The sequence below is a fragment of the Acinetobacter sp. WZC-1 genome (genome assembly GCF_052544965.1).
This window is the reverse complement of record NZ_CP199370.1, coordinates 1,024,948-1,042,518: the sequence shown is the minus strand read 5'-3', so window position 1 is coordinate 1,042,518 and position 17,571 is coordinate 1,024,948. Positions and strand designations below refer to the sequence as shown.

Genomic DNA, 17,571 nt, shown 5'->3' with positions numbered 1-17,571 from the left:
ACGAAGCAATCCACTGTTTCGCTTTAATTAAATGACAGACATCCCCCATAGCGCTTCCATATGAACCGGCAATTCAGCAAATACTTTTTTTTAACCCTTTAACTTCCAGTTCCCCCGGGCATTCCGTGTCCCCAGTATTTTCAGTACCAATACCAGACTCAGCAATAACAATAGATACCACGATCCCAGTTTTCCCCATCCCACCATATGCCAGCCATCCATCTGACTGGGATACAGCCAGATCTTATAAAAAGTGCTGATATTTTCAGCAATCCAGATCATAAACGCCAGTATCAGCAATACCGGCAACATAGGCAGCCGTATCAGCTGATGCTGAAGCCTGAACTGAATGCGGGTTCCCCAGAAAATGGCCACGCTCCACAAAAACAGGACATAGCGGAAATCATGAATAAAAAACTTGGTCATGAAATTCAGATAAGATAGCACCGCCAGCGTCAGCATCTGGGCAAAAGTCGGTAAGTCGGAAAATGAAACCTGATACAAACGCAATGACCGGGCAAAAAAACTGCCAACGGCAGAATACATAAAACCCGCAAACAAAGGAACTGTCATTATTTTAAATACAGCCGGTTGCGGATATTGCCACGACGCAATCTGTGGATGGGTCAGAAAAATTTCCATCACCATCGCCATGAGATGAAACAGCGCAATGACTTTTGCTTCAGCCCATGACTCCAGTTTCAAATACAGCAGACAGATCTGGATCAATAGTGCATAAATCAGCAGATAATCATAACGGAACAGCCCCAGATATTCATGACTGCCCATGCGCGCCGTTACTGCAAATGCAATCAGCAGTAAAATACCAAATAAGGCAGCGGAGGCTGCCTTATATAAAAGTTCGGAACATAATGTTAAATAGCGCATCACCGCACGTCAGCCTGAATATTTCACACTGTATTCATGTACAGTATCAATAAAGACCTGTGGTTTCGCTGGATCCACCCACTGGGTAATGCCATGTCCCAGATTTGCCACATAGCCAGTTTTTTCACCATGAGCATAAGCATCATCCAGCATGGCTTTCACAGCCTGTTCAATCGTAGCAGATGAACCATATAACGTTGCCGGATCCAGATTACCCTGGAGTGCCGCACGGCCATCCAGTGTCTGTCTTGCAACATTCAGTGGCGTGGTCCAGTCCAGTCCGAATGCATCGGCTCCTGTGGCCAGCATCGGTTCCAGCCACTGGCCCCCACCTTTGGTAAATAAAATCACCGGGACTTTGCGCCCTTCATTTTCACGCTTTAAACCTGCAACAATCTTCTGCATATAGTTCAGGGAAAATTCAATATATTCACGGTGTGCCAATGCCCCACCCCAGCTGTCAAAAATCTGGATGGCCTGAGCGCCGGCATCAATCTGCGCATTCAGATAATCAATGACTGCATCAGCCAGATGGTCCAGTAACGCATGCAGCACTTCAGGCTGCGCATACATCATCTGTTTGCTGAATCTGAAATCCTTACTGGAGCCGCCTTCAATCATATAGGTCGCCAATGTCCAGGGACTGCCTGAAAAACCGATCAGAGGTACCTGCCCCCCCAGTGCAGAACGGATTGCCGCTACCGCATTCATCACATAATCCAGGTCAGAACTGGCTTTCAACTCTGGTAAAGCAGCGACATCCTCTGCGGTCCGGATGGTTTTATGAAATTTAGGGCCTTCACCCACTTCAAAATAAAGCCCCAACCCCAATGCATCCGGTATGGTCAGAATATCTGAAAACAAAATGGCGGCATCAAGTGCATAACGACGCAGCGGCTGTAAGGTTACCTCACAGGCAAAATCGGTATTTTTACACAGGGAAAGAAAATCACCGGCCTTTGCACGTATGTCCCGATACTCAGGAAGATACCGTCCTGCCTGACGCATCATCCATACTGGCGTGACATCCACTGGCTCACGCAATAAGGCACGTAGAAAACGATCATTTTTTAAGGCCGTCATTCACTTTCCCGGTTTACTTTAGAAATTGCCCCCATCATAACAAAAAGGCTTCAGATATAATAATTTCCTGCAGACCAGATTTCGGCATTCTGTCCATGTTTCGACTGAAATTTCAGCACTGTCTTCATAAAAACCGGGGTTAAACAAAACAGATACTGCATATGACTTTATTTTCTGCGATACTCCCACATTAATTTAAAAATCAATATGAATAATTCTTAAGGTTGAATTACATGTTTGTACGCTCAATTCTTGCTTTGAGCTTAAGCTGTATCCTGACTGGCACAGCTTTCGCCGCTTCTGACACCGCTGAGCAACCATTAAACCCTAAAAAAGTTGTCTCTGCAGAAAGCGTTGAAGATCCGATTGATCCACTTGCAATTGACACAGTGACTTCATCTGCGCCGGTCAATACGGCTTCCAGTGAAGGCGAAGCCCAGGTCACTCAGCAGGAACAAAAAGATCTCAATCAGGCTGCCAATACCCTGCAGCATCTGGAAAATACTGAAGATACCAATGCAGACATCGGTGCCACACCGACCACAGATACAGCCCCGGCTCCAGCGACGGATATCCCGGCAGCAGCCACCACTTCCGGATCTGCTGCACCCAGAAGCACATGGACACTGGACGATTTAAACCAGGCAGAATGGTATGAAAACATTGGTAAAGGCCAGTTTCCGGTCTATGCCCGTGCACATGTCATGCTGAACAACGCGCACGCTTCACCAGGTGCAATCGATGGCGCCAGTGGTATGAATACCCTGAAAGCCATTGCATCATTTCAACAGATCAATGGCCTGAAACCAACAGGCATTCTCACCAGAGAGACCTGGGACGCCCTGATTGCAAAGCAAGGCAACAAACCGGCTTTTGTTGAGTACACCATTACCGAACAGGATCTGAAAGGGCCTTATGCTGCTTCAATTCCGCATGATTACGCCTTACAGGCAAAAATGAAAGGGCTGTATTACACCCGCGTGACCGAAATGCTGGGTGAAAAATTCCATATGGATGAGAATTTTTTAAAGAAAATTAACCCTGGCGCCACTTTTAAAAAAGCCGGTGAAAAAATTATTGTCACCAGCATCCGCAATGAATTACCTGAAAATATTCATTTGATTGTTGCTCATAAAGGTGCAAAACAATTGTATCTGTTCAACAGCCAGAATCAGATGGTAGGGTCTTTCCCGGCAACCATTGGCAGCTCAGATACACCATCACCTACAGGCACCTACAAGGTGACCGGGGTCGCACACAACCCGTGGTACAGCTATTCTCCAGGCAACTTCCTGCAGGGCAACAACCGTAAACCGCTGTCCCTGCCACCGGGTCCAAATGGTCCAGTCGGCAATATCTGGATTGGTTTAAGTAAAAAATCATTCGGGATTCACGGAACGCCTAATCCATCGGCAATTTCCAAAACGGCTTCACACGGCTGTATCCGTCTGACCAACTGGGATGCCAATGACCTTGGCAACAAAGTAAAATCAGGTGTGACCGTAAAATTCCTTGAATAATCGGTATGCTGTACACTGAACAATATACAAAACCTGCTTTCGGGCAGGTTTTTTTATTGCGCATATTTTTGCTGGGGGACTTTATTTTATTGCCCCTGACCCAGCCCTGCATCGTTTCATGAATAAAACAATACGTCTCTTATATCGACTTTTTTTGTCCCGGTCACACAATTAACATGGGAACCAATGAAAGAATAAAGATTTGGAGATTGAACATGAATACTTTCTTACACCGCAGTGAAGACCGTGGTCATGTCAAAGCAGGCTGGCTGGACACCAGACACAGTTTTTCATTTGGCAGCTGGTATGACCCTAAATACATGGGCGTTGGTTCCTTACGTGTCATTAATGATGACACCATCGCTGCGCATAATGGCTTTGGTACACATCCACATGACAACATGGAAATTTTAACCTGCGTATTGGCCGGCACAATTTCCCACCGCGACAGTATGGGCAATGAACGCCATATCAAAGCCGGTGAATGGCAGCTGATGAGTGCCGGGACCGGTGTACGGCACAGTGAAATGAATCACGGCGATGATCCTGTGCATATGCTGCAAATCTGGATTATTCCCAATGTAAAAGATGTTAAACCTAATTATCAGCAAATTCAGCGTGATCCGAAACAGACGCCGAATGAATGGCAGTTGATTACCGGACCTGGTTCCGATGCACCCATGCATATTCATCAGAATGCAGAAGTCAAAGCTGCGTGGCTGGAAAAGGGCCATGAACTGCCTGTACAGGCAACTCAGAAGTTCAATTATGTGCATGTCATTGAAGGTGAAATTGAGATTGCCGGTCAGAGTGTAAAAGCAGGTGATGCATATCTGTTTGATGAACCTGCAACGCTCAAAGCACATAAGGACAGTCAGTTTATCTGGTTTGATCTGGCTGCTTAATCTTCAATCTGCTCCAATACAGCCCCGGTTTATCCGGGGCTTTTTTAGGACGAGACGGATAACCATTATTAAAGTTTTTATTTTCGTAAATCCAGTTCTGTCAGTAGAAGATATGTCCCGGGACAACCATTGGTCCAACCACAAATAGAAGCTTGTAAGGATCAAGTAAAATCAGAGACGGACATAGAGAGATGATCTATTTTCTGCAAAACCCATCCAGAGTACAAAATAATTCTGTAATATTATCCATCGAAACAAAGCTTGTAGCCTGTTAACCGAACCTTATAATTGCAAGAGATTTTTGTATTTTCTTATGTCGGACTCAGGATTTGTTTAGTTCATTTTGTCTCGGAATTGATTTGGTGTCTCATTCGTGTTTTTTCGAAAGAATTTCACAAAATTAGTCGATTCACTAAAACCCAGACCATAAGAGATTTCATGAATCGACTTTGACGTATGCACCAGCCAGCGTTTGGCTTCTAAAATAATACGATCATCAATAACACGTTTCCCTGATTTGCCTTCTGCAGCAATACATGCTCGACTAATGGTACTTTGTGAATACCCTAATCGTTGTGCGTAAAATTGCAAGTTATGTTCTTTACTATAAAAAGACTCTAATTCTTTTTTAAATAACCGATAAGTGTTCCGATGTGTCGCAGTTGTAAAGAGGGTTTGAAATTTTGAAAAGAGTTGTTTTTCTATACGCAACAGTAAATTTACGACACCCAAACGTACTAAAGATGCATCCAGGTTACTGCCATCATATTGTCCGAGATCTGCTTTAAGTTGCTGAATATAATTTAAGAAGTAAGTTGTCTGATGTTCTGTTAATCTAGAAATAGCAGGCCACTCTTCCAGCATTGAATGAATGTGATCTTGTTGTGCTAACGAATCGTGTTGAGAGGGGATTGCATCTGCAATGAGTAAAATAATTTCTGAATTAATGGGGTCAGAAGGAAACCATTGTTGAACTTGATTAGGTTTCACAAAAATCAGTGTGTTTTTTTCTAATTTATGTTCAATAAAATCGATAGAGTGACGCCCATGTCCCTGAGTCACCAGCATAAGTACATAAAAGGTCACACGTTCGGGCGTGGCAAAATTGATATGACTGATTTTTGCCCGAATATCTGAAAAATTAATGACTTCAATTCCTAAAGACGCTAAACGGTCATTACGAAACTCAGTGCTTTTGAGTAGATTGGTATCCGTCAAACCGAACCCTCCTCCTTGCTCGATTTTTACCATTAAATGACTTTAATGTACCTTTAATGTTCTGTCCAATTGATTAATAATTTTTGCATGGTATACGAATGATGAATTTAACAAAAATTTAGGAGTTTATAATGTTACTCAATAAAGTAATGAAAGCTGGCGTATTAGTTGCTTCCTTAATCGGGCTCAATACAGGCGCTATGGCAGCGACAAGTGAAATCAGTAATAAAGAAAAAGTGGTAGCGTTGTTAAAAAGTATTGAAACTGGCGAGAGTGGCCCAGTCGCATACATCAACCCAAATAAATATATCCAGCACAACTTAGGCATTGCAGATGGTTTGGCAGGATTTGGTGAAGCATTACAAGCTTTACCTGAAGGCAGTGCCAGAGTAAACACTGTACGTGTGTTTCAGGATGGACCTTATGTGTTTGCACATACGGATTATGACTTTTTTGGCCCAAAAATTGGTTTCGATATTTTCCGTTTTGAACAGGGGAAAATTGTTGAGCACTGGGACAATTTACAAGAGAAACCAACGAAGTTAAATCCGAGTCAACGAAGTATGATTGATGGATCAACTACCATTAAAGATGTAAAATTAACCAGACATAATAAAGAGTTTATTCGTTCGTTTGTAACCGATATTTTAGTGAATGGGAAAATGAATAAGATCAATCACTACATTAAAGGTGATCATTATATTCAACATAACCCTGAAATTGCGGATGGTGTGACAGGTTTAAAGGCTGCGCTAAAATCTATGGCTGAACAGGGTGTTACCATGAAATACTCAAAAATTCACCAGGTTCTTGGTGAGGGTAATTTCGTGTTAACGGTAAGCGAAGGTGAGTTTGCCGGCAAGCCAACAGCTTTTTACGATTTATTCCGTGTTGAAAATAGAAAAGTTGTCGAGCACTGGGATGTTATTGAAACGATTCCTGCACCGTCTGAATGGAAAAATAGAAATGGTAAATTTTAAAAACTTAGATTGTTGGATTAAGTGCAACAGAGCTTAATTTACCGGGAGGAAGCAAGATGAGCGAGCATTTTGTTTCCGACCGACCAAAGTTTAAACTGCACTATAAAAACAATCACCAGAGCAGCCAGCACTGAAAAAGAAATGGGACTGATCAGAGTCAACCCACCCATCCATTTCGATTTTTGTGCATCAATCGACTGGTCTCTAAATAAGTTTTTATTCATATTTTCAGGCTCTATTGCCGGTTCCATCCTCAGCCTGTTTGATGGAACCGGCACATTGACATAAACTGATCAGCCAAGAATTTTTTCAACCAGTGGCGAGCTGAATAGTGAGAAAGGATCATAGTCATTTAAAACCTGACTTACCGAACTGATGGTTAATGCTGCAGGCTGCCCGTGGGCATGCACCTTCGGCAATTCCTGCTGAAAATAAACCACACTATCCCAGGCACTGAAATCACTGTAGCCCCAGCCTTTGGACCATTCAGGACGGATCAGTGAATCACCCTGATAACGCTTGCTCATCCATGCTTCCACTTCAGCATAAAACTCATTGGCAAATGGCGTTCCCGGCAGGGTCAGAATATCGAACCACACGGCACAGTCCCATTCAGGGTGATCGGGACAGGGCTTAATTGCCGATAACGCAGCGGTCTGTGCATTTTCAATCATGGAATCGGATGGATCATCCAGCCCCGTGACCCGAATTTCGACCGGACCATTCATGGGATATTTATTCAGTTTTTGATATTCATCCACTTTATCTGTGTAATATTCACAAAAATCTGCAATAACCGTCTGAATGTTGCTGCGACTGGTCAGCACAGCATATCCGTTTGCGGTAACCCGCAATGTTGTGGGCTTGACATATAACAGCAGATTTTTTGAAGCGCCCCACAAGTCATACGTCTGTGTCGATGCAACACCCTGGGTCAGTATTGTTGAAATCGCAGACAGCATTGTCCCCTGCAAGCCTGCCTTTGAAATCTCCAGCTGCATGCGTCCAAATTTCGGGGTTAACCAGGTGCTTTTATTGACAACAATTGCATGAATCAAATCCGTCATGGGTTTAATCAGATTATCAGAAAACCAATAGTTAAACGGCTGATTGACAATCCGTGAAGTCAATGGTCGTTCGGCAGTAACGGACCATACCTTTAACCAGGGATAATCGGTAAAGGGAAACCAGATGGCTTCCACCCGGCCTGAACGATCCAGGAAATGGGCAAAGGTCCGCCCTGAATCAGGATTGGCTGCAAATAATTCCCGGGTGTTAATGTCTGTAAAACTTTCACATCTCAGATGTTGATCGGCTGAAGTCTGTAACTGTACGGACAGAATAAATGCCCGGCCAACATGCACCATGAATGCCCGAATATCCGGATCCGTTCTTGAAAAAGTCCGTGCAACATACTGACCCAGCTGCGGGTCATAGACCACAGCCGTCACAGAAACCAGCAGATTACTGATTGAACCATAACTTTGACCTGCCAGGCGACTTTCATCCAGGGCAGGAATACCAGTCCCATGACCGCCAATCGCCAATACACCTCCCAGCGTCAGGTCACCCGGTGCAGGTATTGCAAGAAACCCACGCCCCTGTTCCTGCATCATATTCAGCAGTGCTTCCATCTGAATGCCGGCTTCAGCCGTGACTACGCCATTGCTGTCAATTGAGACCTGATGAAGATGAGAAGACATATCCACCAGCAGGATGCGGGTCACCTTGTCCTGATCATCCAGCATCAGTGGCGACCAATTATGTGACATGCCCTTGGCTCTGACCTTATAGCCATTCTCTTTTGCCCAGTTCACAATGCTCAGAATCTGGCTCTGATTTTTCGGAACAGCAGTCCAGGCATCTTCATAGCGTGATTCACCAGACCAATTTTCATAAAGCTGTTTATATAGCTCAATATCTGCAGGAAAATTTTCAATTCTCTCACGGGGTAAAAACCACCATGCTTCCGCCCGCTGAACGGGCAGCCAGGCTGAAACGATACCGACTGCTGCAAGTCCGCTCATGGTTTTTATAAATTCACGTTTGGATGGGTCAAATTCATTGTTATCATTCATATTTATAAACCTGTCTGATTTTTTATTTTTTAGGACAGGGAAGCAGATGACTGCTTCCCTGCTGGTTACGGATAAAACCTACGCCAGATCAGCCATAAAACTCAGCCGAAAGGATACAGGCCTTCCCCTTTCTCTTTTTCATAATGATTCTGCGTTTCAGCAATATCGCCACCTCTAACGCACGGCCCGGGCAATACTGGTTTTTGAAGCAACCAGGCTAACTTTCTCTGTGGCCTGATGAACTACCCCAGACCTACGACACTGGCAACCACACCAACAGATGAAAGCAAGGGAGTATTTAAAATCTGGTCAAGGCTATTGACTACAGTGATGATGATGCCCAATAAAGTACCTGCATCGGAAATTTCATTGATTTCTTCTTATTTCAGTTCTGTTAAGCTCATTTTTGCTCCCCTCTTTTTTGGATATTATGAAGATTGATTCAATTTAATTATTAACTAATTTTCAATATATATCATACTTTATGAAAAATATGTTAAATAAACCACATTATTTTTATTTTTTTGCAAAAAATTTTACACCCGGATCTGTTCAGCTGGAATTCATGATAAGAATCATTGCGGTATGACAAAAAAGTCAGAGAAATCAATCCAATCAATCAACCTCTTGTTACTGGCTAAACACATTCAGCCCCATGACAGCCGGAAAAAATAGGTAATCCATTGACTCAATGAATGGCATCAATAGCAGGTCGATAATCATCAATCACATTCAACAAGCGATATTTCCGCCTATCTGCAAGTTGGTCATATATAAAGTCCAGTGCCCCCATACCTGATCTGGACGAGTTGGCTCTTTTAATGGTTCAGGCGCATGTCATTTTTGTGTACCCTTTTTTAAATCCACCATAAGAAATAAAGTGGACATTGTATCTTTTGATTTTTTTAGCTTGACTCTATGATTATACGCATCAATACTCCCATCTGGCCACCGTGATGAATATATTCACCCAAGATTGATTAGTGAAAATTGCAACCCACAAACCTTATAAGAAATTGATATATTTAAATAAGAATTTTTACATTAAAACCATATCAACAATAAGCACGCCCCCTAACTCTCAAGACCTGCCCCACATCCATTTTGTCCGATTTTAACCCCGTTTTAGTCCGTTTTAGTACTCTCTATATTTACAAAAATATGAGTATATTTATTTAGAAATATTTCATCAGAAACTTCATCTAAATTCAGAGCGTTGATATGTCGGCAATCTTTACTATTAACAACGAACCATTTGTATGCATTATTGGCGCGGGGCCTGGGGGGCTTAGTGCTGCACGTGCCCTAAAATCTCAAGGTATTCAATACGAACAGTTTGAGCGACACAGTGATGTGGGTGGCGTTTGGGATATAAACAATGTGGGTAGTCCAATGTACGAATCTGCTCACTTTATCTCATCTCGCGCCATGTCAGGATTTTCTGACTTTCCAATGCCAGTAGAATACCCCGACTACCCCAATAATCAACAAATTCTGGCTTATGTCAGATCATTTGCTCAAGCCTTTGATCTTTATAAGCATATCAATTTCGGTGTTTCAGTTAAATCGATTCAAAAAACAGAAAATAATCGTTGGGTAGTCACTTTAGATAACATGAAGAGTCAGACTTATGATGCTGTTATCTGTGCCACAGGATGTAATTGGGATGCGAATTTACCTGAAATACAAGGAAGTTTCAATGGTGAGATTCGCCATTCTGTCACTTATAAACGTGGAGATGAGTTTAAAAACAAACGGGTTATGATTGTTGGTGCAGGCAACTCTGGTGCAGATATATCCTGTGATGCGGCCATTTATGCAGACAAGGCATTCATTAGTATGCGCCGTGGTTATCACTTTATCCCTAAACATATATTTGGTGTTCCAGCTGACGAGTTCTCTGAGAAAGGCCCCCATTTCCCCCTATGGCTTCAACAGCAGTTATTCAAAGTAATTCTTAAGTTTAATGTTGGGAAACTGTCCAGATTTGGACTTCCCAAACCAGATCACAAGTTATTTGAGAGTCATCCATTGATGAACACTCAATTGCTGCATTATTTGCAACATGGCGATATTTCGGTACGTCCCGATATTGATTATTATGATGGTGATGAGGTGGTGTTTAAGAATGGTCATCGAGAAAAACTGGATTTGGTATTGTATGCCACAGGTTATAAATGGAGTGTAAAATATGGTGATGAATATTTTGAATGGCAATCAGGTCGCCCACAAATGTACTTATCAATATTCAATCGAAAACATAAAAACTTGTTTGGTATTGGTTATATAGAAACCAACTCTAGTGCATTTAAATTATTTGATATGCAGGCACATTTAATTGCGAGCTATCTGCGGGAGCAAAATGCAAATTCTGAGAAGTTCCATCAATTTAACGAACTGATAGCAAACGACTACCCAGACCTTTCAGGTGGTGTAAATTTTATTAAAACACAGCGACACGCGGTCTATCTGGAAGCGTATGCGCTTAAAATTTATATCAGCAAAATTTATAAGCACATTGGTTTTCCTGCTTTAAAAAAAGGAGACTATATTCCAATGTTAAATTCACAATATCAATCCAGTGTAGAACCTAATAGTCGTCCCGCAACAATACGTGGATAAGTCACCACCTAATCGTTTAATTCTGGAGATCTAAAACGCATGATTACGGAGTAACCTGGACAAATTGGGGCTCAGGTGTGTGCCTATGATTGAACCGATGCTCCGTTTCTTCATGGTGCAAATAAAACATTATGCCGTTGAGACATCAGTTTCCAACAGCTATATTTTATATTCCATGCCTAAAACTACTGGGGGTCATTCCTGTCCATCGTTGAAAAGCTCGACGAAAATCCCTTAAATCATTGAAACCCAATTGATTACTAATAGCCGTCAAAGAAAGCGTAGAGTTTACCAACAGTGACCGAGCTTGTTTTTCAAGAACGCGATCACGAATTGCACTAAAGCTTTCATTAGCCTCAGTTAAGTTACGTCGTAACGTCCTCTCCGTTAAATTAAGTTGTCTGGCTACTTCCACCATCGATAATCGAACAGGTAAACTTTCTAATAAGATTCTTTTAATTGAACCCACTAAATCATAAGTGACATCTGATGCTTGAATCATTTGATGACATACTGCCAATGCTGTACTAAAACTGGAAGGGCTATAAGTAGAGATAGGATGCTCTAACAGCACCGTATCAAAAACCAATTTATTCGCAGGACTATTAAAATGAATTGGGCAATTAAAAAACTGACTATACTCCTGCGCATAAATAGGCGGTGGATACGTTAACTCAACACGGTGTGCCGATGTTACTGCTGGATTCAACAGTTTAAATAACGCAAAGGAACTGGAAAACACTTCTTCACACAAGAAAGGGAGTATATCTGGCTCAAAAAAGCGCGCTTCAAGTTTTAATGCGGCTTCAATGGCTGTTATTTCTGCAACCGCATCAATTAAGCTGCCCGCAGCTTGATGGTGCTTCACGCCAACTTCAAAGGCTTCTCGCATATTTCGACAAGATAGCATTGCAAAGCCTAACATTCCAAACGAGACCAAACCAGTTTGATAGCCTAAATGTAAACCTAATGCTGACTTGGGAAACTCACGTAAAGCACGACGGATAATAATGGCGGCCTGCCGAAAAGAAATTAATGTGTCTGGTAAATAGAGCTGATGCATTGTTAAACCAGTCCCCATAATCCAACGTTCTGGAAACATATTATTTTTGTTGCCATAATCTATCACACCAGCAATAACCAGCGGTGGAATCGTTGCCTCAGTGTATTTGGGATCGTCTTTAGGTTTTAACATATTGTAAAATGTCCGTTTATCCCCTCATTCTAGTCAAAGCTACCCTCTTAAACAAGTCAGAACTTTGTTTAACTAACCTGCATGGAAATAGTTTGTTGATGGCAAAATGAATAGCCAATTTCCTAATTAAAAATCTCTCTACGATTTTGACAAGTGATTCCAATGGTTCTGTTCTTATTTAAAAATATGCATACTACCAAATGTGTTATCGATAAGCCCCTAAAGGTACCATGATGAACTCCAGAATTAATAAATCTCAACAGATAGAGACAACAATAGTAAACGTCTCACCTCGCCCAAAAAAGGTGCATACGTTTAGCAATGATGCGCTTGGAGACCATGATGCAACGGGCATTGCCAAACTTATTGACTCAGGTGAGGTCAGTGCATGGGAAATTAATTGTGCAGCGATTAACCGTGCTCAATTAATTAACCCCTACATCAATGCAGTTCAGATTGATTGTTATGACAACGCATTGCAACAAGCAAATTCAGCTAAAAGCGGAGGGTTTTCTGGTGTGCCTTTTTTCTTAAAAGACAATACAGATATTAAAGGAATAGCCAGCAATCATGGATCCCTGGCTGTTAAAGCATTATCCGCTAAAAAAAATAGTGTCGTTACAGATCAGCTACTTGCACAAGGTTTTGTAGTGCTTGGTAAAAGCACATTACCCGAGCTTGGTTTAAATGCCAGTACAGAGTTCATGTCTCTTCCACCTACACGTAACCCCTGGCATACAGACTACTCCGCAGGAGCATCCTCGGGAGGTGCTGCTGCGCTTGTTGCTGCTGGCGTAGTTCCTATCGCCCATGCCAATGATGGCGGTGGCTCGATCCGTATTCCTGCTGCATGCTGTGGCTTAATCGGACTAAAGTCTTCCCGTGGCAGATTTATAGATAGTGATTTAGCCCGCGCATTACCCATCAATATTATTTCAGAAGGCGTAGTGACACGTAGTGTGCGAGACACTGCTCACTTCTTTGCGGGTATGGAAAAGACCTTCCAGAATAAAAAGCTTGCACCTGTCGGCTTAGTGGAAGGCTCAAGTAAAAGGCCGTTACGGATAGGTTTGGTTCTCGACTCAATCACTGGGAATACGGATGTAGAAACACGTGATAGCGTATTGGCAACCGCAAAATTGTTAGAAAGTATGGGGCATCACATCATAATGAGTCGATTTCCCATAGACCCTGTTTTTAGCAGTGATTTCAAACTTTATTGGGGCTTTTTGGCTTTTATGGCATCAACTTTTGGAAAAAAAAGTTTAAGTCCAAATTTTGATGCCAGTAAGCTGGATAATCTCAGCGTAGGATTATCCTTGTTTTATAAGAAAAATTTTTATAAAACACCATTGATGTTCTACCGTCTAAAAAAAATATCGTACACCTACTCTAAAGTTTTTAATCAATTTGACGTCATTCTCTCACCGGTACTTGGTCATACCACTCCTGAGCTTGGCTATTTATCACCTAATCAGCCGTTTGAGCAGCTATTTGAACGCCTTCAAAATTACGCCAACTTTACCCCCTTACATAATATTGCTGGCGCACCAGCTATTTCTCTACCTGTAGGCCACACCCATCATGGGCTACCAATAGGTGTGCAGTTTTCTGCCAAACATGGAGAGGAAAGAACACTATTGGAAATCGCTTTTGCAATTGAAGAAGCAATGCCCTGGCGCAGAATTCAAGATGAGCAGCGCTAATACAGTGAGGTATTAGATATCCATCCGCTTGTTAAGCAAGAAAATGAAGGCTTTAAATTAAATCTGAAGAGGGAATATCATCATGAGCAACCAAAGTAAGCTGGTAATAATGCTCGCACTGATGACTGGGCTGTCTGGTTGTGGTGGTGAGTGGATGAACTGGTTTGAAACCGAGAAAGTAACGCCAGAGTATCTTGCTCAGCCAGAAAACGCCGCACAGCTCACAGATTATGTGACAAAAGCAAGTTTAAACGGCAAACGTATTCGTATGACAGGTTCGGGACACTCTGCCTCAGATATCACCATTACCAGTGATGCATTACTCACACCAGAAAAACTAAACAAACCCTTATCACTCAACGTTAATAGCCTAAAAAACCCAAATGAAAGTCAACTTGTACGCGTACAAAGCGGCATCCGTATCTCTGACCTTAATGATTATTTAGATAAAAATGGCTTAGCTTTACAGAATATGGGCGGCTATGATGGACAAACCATCGCAGGGGTGATGATGACAGCGACCCATGGTTCTGGTTTGGCTTATGGGCCAATTGCAGATCAAGTGATGAGCCTGCAAATGGTCGTAGATGGTGGCCGAATGGTGCAAATTGAACCTACCAATGGCATTACTAATCCAGCAACATTTCATGGCCGATTAGATGAAAATACCAACATCCCTATCCAACTCATTCAGGATGATGATGCATTTAATGCTGCGCGTGTATCGATTGGCTCCATGGGAATTATATATTCTGTGATATTACGTACAGATCAAAAATTCTGGTTGCGGGAAGTGCGAACTTTAACCAAATGGTCTGAATTAAAAAAACCAGATGGTCAGCTTGACCGGCTATTGAGAGGGTTACCAGTTCATGCGGAGGGAGCCTCACCTGAACATTGGGAACTTCAATATACCCCTTATGCAGATAAAGATGGTGATCACTCATTTTTAATCACTGAACGCTATCGATCTTACACACCTTTACCTGAACAATCAGCAAGTGAGCGTGGTCAACCTGGCACAGACTTCCTTTCAACATTATTAACGCTTCGCCCAGTAGGAGTGTCCGCTGCAGCATTTTTAGACCTGTTCCCCTCTCTTGGTAAAACGCTACTTGAGACCACATTGAAATCTCAGCAAGACGACAACTACACCAATGTCAGTTATAAGGTTTTCAATATCGGGGTGGTCAACCACACTGCCGCTTTAGGTATTGAAACAGCCTTCGATATTAACCAAACCATTTCTGCCATTGAACGATCTTTTTCAGTAGCGAACGAAGAATTTAGTCAAGGCAGAGTACATTCAGCGCCAATAGCCATTCGTTTCGTTAAACAATCTAATGCATTAATTGCTATGCAATATGGCCATGACACCATGTTTATGGAAGTTATTGGCTTACGCGATGGTCAGCATGTCCGCGACTTGTTAAGTGCTCATCAACAGACCTATTTACAAGAGTTCAATGGCCGACCACATTGGGGACTTGACCTTAATTTTTTAAATAATGAAGCCCAATTACGTGCTTTATATCCGGCCTGGGATCGTTGGAAAACACAATATCACCGATTTAACGTAACAGGTACCTTTGATGGCAAAACCACAGATCGCTTAGGTATCTCTGTACGCCCACGTTAATAAAAACATAAACAGTGCATTGAGGAATGGATATAACCCAATGCATCACACAATTAAGGGACTGCATGATATGAAATCTAATATTCTTGTAAAAAATATACTTGTAACCATAGTTGGACTATGTATCTTCGCCATCATAGGCTTTACTTTAATGATAGCCTCTTCAGAAGGAGACATTTTTCGCCCGATAGTAAATAGCCCATCTTCATCATCAAGTCAAATTACCGTAAAAAATGAGCCCCCACCAGAAACTAACACAGCCACAACATATGAAAACAACGGAGAAAGCAATGCTTTGAGCTCATTACCACCTATCTCAGACAGTCAAAAAAAGCAGGTTCTTGCGCAATTTTTTGATGCAGCAGACCATGATATTGCTACATTAGAAAATGACATTAAAAATGCAAAGAACCTGGGCGAATCAAATGAAAAAATTAATGAAAAAGAAATCCGCCTCAGTCAGATGGAAGATATTCGCCAAAAAATGATGACTCAGAATATAAAATATCTATTCTAAATTAATAATATATACATTATGCATTTATCGGAGTTTACATTATGAAGATATGACCCCCAGCGAATTTGTAAGGAATCACCAACAGGTCATGCCTACAGTTTAGAGTGTATCGACTTTGGGAAGGAGGTCAATTTATAAAGTATTGAAGTCATCTCAAACCATCAAAATGAAGGATAGCAAATAAATAATGAAAATCTTAATCGTGGGTGCCGGTGCTGTTGGGCAAGTCTATGGCTGGCACTTGAAACAGGCAGGACATAACGTTACTTTTTTTGTTAAAGATAAATATATCACCCAGCTGTACCAGGGATTAACGTTGCATCGTTTAGGCTTTTTGGGCAATAAGACACAACATTGGTCTAAGATACAGGCTATTAGTGAGCTTGGTGAAGTAGCAAATGGACAATGGGATCAAATATGGTTAACGCTTTCATCTGATGCTTTACGTGAAGAGCTTGCCGCTCAAGTGATGGCCTTAGCAGATGCAGCCACTGTGGTTTGTCTACAACCGGACATGGAGGATGGTGACTATGTTAAAGCACATGTCGCGAACGAGACTCAGGTGGTTCAAGGTCTCATTACTTTTATTAGCTATCAATCACCTTTGCCAAATCAAACAGGACCCGAAGGAATCGCATATTTCTTAACACCGATATCACCTGGTTTATTTGCTGGTGATAAAACGCGTGTCCGTGACGTTGTTAAAGCATTGAACTCCGGTGGCATTTCAGCACGTATTATTCCTGACTTTGCAAAATCAGCCGCGAGAGCTCCTGCATTAATGCAACCCCTTATTGCAGCATTAGAAGCAAATGCATGGCAACTCTCAACCTTTAGTCGTGGCCCTTATCTTCGCTTAGGATTAAAAGCTGCCAGTGAAGCACTTTCAGTGGTCCATCACGAAACTGGAGCAAATATAAAGAGCTTCAAATGGCTACATAAGACAACCCTTTGGCGAATAATTTTACCTTTAAGCCAACTTCTATTGCCGCTTCCATTAGAAGCTTATCTACATTTTCATTTCTCAAAAGTAGGAGAACAAACTCGTTTTATGCTCAACACATACATCCGTTTAGGTAAAAAACATCAATTAAATGTTGAAGCTTTAGAAAAATTACAAAGCTTATTGACAACGGATTGAATAGTCACTAAGAATCTAGATACACGCTAGTTTTATTTCATGAAACGCCCCATACTGAATTATATAAATGACCTTATCC

The 17,571-nt window shown here is 41.9% G+C and carries 13 protein-coding genes and 1 pseudogene; 8 read left to right on the top strand and 6 right to left on the bottom strand.

The genetic code is table 11. The annotated features are described in order from the left end of the window. Nucleotides 1-90: 90 nt before the first annotated feature. Together ACT6PV_RS04825 and hemE are read right to left on the bottom strand one after the other, a co-directional pair. Entirely contained in the window at nt 91-888 is a 798-nt protein-coding gene (locus ACT6PV_RS04825) for a DUF817 domain-containing protein (RefSeq protein ID WP_445115323.1), read from the bottom strand. 9 nt (nt 889-897) lie between these two features. Continuing rightward, nucleotides 898-1,971, bottom strand: a complete 1,074-nt coding sequence (gene hemE, locus ACT6PV_RS04820; RefSeq protein WP_445115322.1) for a uroporphyrinogen decarboxylase — start codon at nt 1,969-1,971, stop codon at nt 898-900. Nucleotides 1,972-2,204: 233 nt separating this feature from the next. On the opposite strand from hemE, the gene ACT6PV_RS04815 reads away from it, so the two are divergent. Together ACT6PV_RS04815 and ACT6PV_RS04810 are read left to right on the top strand one after the other, a co-directional pair. Beyond that, the gene (locus ACT6PV_RS04815) at nt 2,205-3,491 is read left to right on the top strand and encodes a L,D-transpeptidase family protein (RefSeq protein ID WP_445115321.1); all 1,287 of its coding nucleotides are present in this window, start codon (nt 2,205-2,207) and stop codon (nt 3,489-3,491) included. A 215-nt stretch (nt 3,492-3,706) separates the two neighbouring features. After that, entirely contained in the window at nt 3,707-4,396 is a 690-nt protein-coding gene (locus tag ACT6PV_RS04810) for a pirin family protein (RefSeq protein ID WP_445115320.1), read from the top strand. A gap of 333 nt (nt 4,397-4,729) precedes the next feature. On the opposite strand, the gene ACT6PV_RS04805 is transcribed toward ACT6PV_RS04810, so the two are convergent. Next, nucleotides 4,730-5,647, bottom strand: a complete 918-nt coding sequence (locus tag ACT6PV_RS04805; RefSeq protein WP_445115319.1) for an AraC family transcriptional regulator — start codon at nt 5,645-5,647, stop codon at nt 4,730-4,732. A 98-nt stretch (nt 5,648-5,745) separates the two neighbouring features. On the opposite strand from ACT6PV_RS04805, the gene ACT6PV_RS04800 reads away from it, so the two are divergent. Beyond that, nucleotides 5,746-6,594: a nuclear transport factor 2 family protein gene (locus tag ACT6PV_RS04800; RefSeq protein ID WP_445115318.1), complete on the top strand. Its 849-nt coding sequence runs from the start codon at nt 5,746-5,748 to the stop codon at nt 6,592-6,594. Nucleotides 6,595-6,887: 293 nt separating this feature from the next. Here ACT6PV_RS04800 and ACT6PV_RS04795 read toward each other — a convergent pair whose 3' ends face one another. Further along, entirely contained in the window at nt 6,888-8,672 is a 1,785-nt protein-coding gene (locus tag ACT6PV_RS04795; RefSeq protein ID WP_445115317.1) for a cholesterol oxidase substrate-binding domain-containing protein, read from the bottom strand. 712 nt (nt 8,673-9,384) lie between these two features. Next, nucleotides 9,385-9,509: pseudogene (locus ACT6PV_RS04790) on the bottom strand (IS3 family transposase); the annotation flags it as partial. A 384-nt stretch (nt 9,510-9,893) separates the two neighbouring features. Here ACT6PV_RS04790 and ACT6PV_RS04785 point away from each other — a divergent pair. Continuing rightward, nucleotides 9,894-11,294, top strand: coding sequence for a flavin-containing monooxygenase (locus ACT6PV_RS04785; RefSeq protein WP_445115316.1), 1,401 nt, complete (start codon nt 9,894-9,896; stop codon nt 11,292-11,294). Between the two features lie 166 nt (nt 11,295-11,460). Here the strand turns inward: ACT6PV_RS04785 and ACT6PV_RS04780 are convergent, their stop codons facing one another. Then, on the bottom strand, nt 11,461-12,489 hold the full coding sequence (locus tag ACT6PV_RS04780; RefSeq protein WP_445115315.1) for an AraC family transcriptional regulator: 1,029 nt from the start codon (nt 12,487-12,489) through the stop codon (nt 11,461-11,463). Nucleotides 12,490-12,722: 233 nt separating this feature from the next. On the opposite strand from ACT6PV_RS04780, the gene ACT6PV_RS04775 reads away from it, so the two are divergent. The 4 genes from ACT6PV_RS04775 (at nt 12,723) to ACT6PV_RS04760 (ending at nt 17,492) form a co-directional block, all read left to right on the top strand. Continuing rightward, a complete protein-coding gene (locus ACT6PV_RS04775; protein ID WP_445115314.1) occupies nt 12,723-14,195 on the top strand; it encodes an amidase in 1,473 nt (490 codons plus the stop codon). 82 nt (nt 14,196-14,277) lie between these two features. Next, nucleotides 14,278-15,834, top strand: coding sequence for an FAD-binding protein (locus ACT6PV_RS04770; RefSeq protein ID WP_445115313.1), 1,557 nt, complete (start codon nt 14,278-14,280; stop codon nt 15,832-15,834). A 70-nt stretch (nt 15,835-15,904) separates the two neighbouring features. Continuing rightward, nucleotides 15,905-16,351 (top strand): hypothetical protein, encoded by a 447-nt coding sequence (locus tag ACT6PV_RS04765; protein WP_445115312.1) that lies wholly within the window; start codon nt 15,905-15,907, stop codon nt 16,349-16,351. Nucleotides 16,352-16,538: 187 nt separating this feature from the next. Further along, entirely contained in the window at nt 16,539-17,492 is a 954-nt protein-coding gene (locus tag ACT6PV_RS04760) for a ketopantoate reductase family protein (RefSeq protein WP_445115311.1), read from the top strand. Nucleotides 17,493-17,571: the final 79 nt, after the last annotated feature.

Coding starts and splice junctions, on each gene's coding strand:
- ACT6PV_RS04825 (WP_445115323.1), bottom strand. CDS start 888: ATGCGCTATTTAACATTATGTTCCGAACTTTTATATAAGGCAGCCTCC.
- hemE (WP_445115322.1), bottom strand. CDS start 1,971: ATGACGGCCTTAAAAAATGATCGTTTTCTACGTGCCTTATTGCGTGAG.
- ACT6PV_RS04815 (WP_445115321.1), top strand. CDS start 2,205: ATGTTTGTACGCTCAATTCTTGCTTTGAGCTTAAGCTGTATCCTGACT.
- ACT6PV_RS04810 (WP_445115320.1), top strand. CDS start 3,707: ATGAATACTTTCTTACACCGCAGTGAAGACCGTGGTCATGTCAAAGCA.
- ACT6PV_RS04805 (WP_445115319.1), bottom strand. CDS start 5,647: ATGGTAAAAATCGAGCAAGGAGGAGGGTTCGGTTTGACGGATACCAAT.
- ACT6PV_RS04800 (WP_445115318.1), top strand. CDS start 5,746: ATGTTACTCAATAAAGTAATGAAAGCTGGCGTATTAGTTGCTTCCTTA.
- ACT6PV_RS04795 (WP_445115317.1), bottom strand. CDS start 8,672: ATGAATGATAACAATGAATTTGACCCATCCAAACGTGAATTTATAAAA.
- ACT6PV_RS04785 (WP_445115316.1), top strand. CDS start 9,894: ATGTCGGCAATCTTTACTATTAACAACGAACCATTTGTATGCATTATT.
- ACT6PV_RS04780 (WP_445115315.1), bottom strand. CDS start 12,489: ATGTTAAAACCTAAAGACGATCCCAAATACACTGAGGCAACGATTCCA.
- ACT6PV_RS04775 (WP_445115314.1), top strand. CDS start 12,723: ATGAACTCCAGAATTAATAAATCTCAACAGATAGAGACAACAATAGTA.
- ACT6PV_RS04770 (WP_445115313.1), top strand. CDS start 14,278: ATGAGCAACCAAAGTAAGCTGGTAATAATGCTCGCACTGATGACTGGG.
- ACT6PV_RS04765 (WP_445115312.1), top strand. CDS start 15,905: ATGAAATCTAATATTCTTGTAAAAAATATACTTGTAACCATAGTTGGA.
- ACT6PV_RS04760 (WP_445115311.1), top strand. CDS start 16,539: ATGAAAATCTTAATCGTGGGTGCCGGTGCTGTTGGGCAAGTCTATGGC.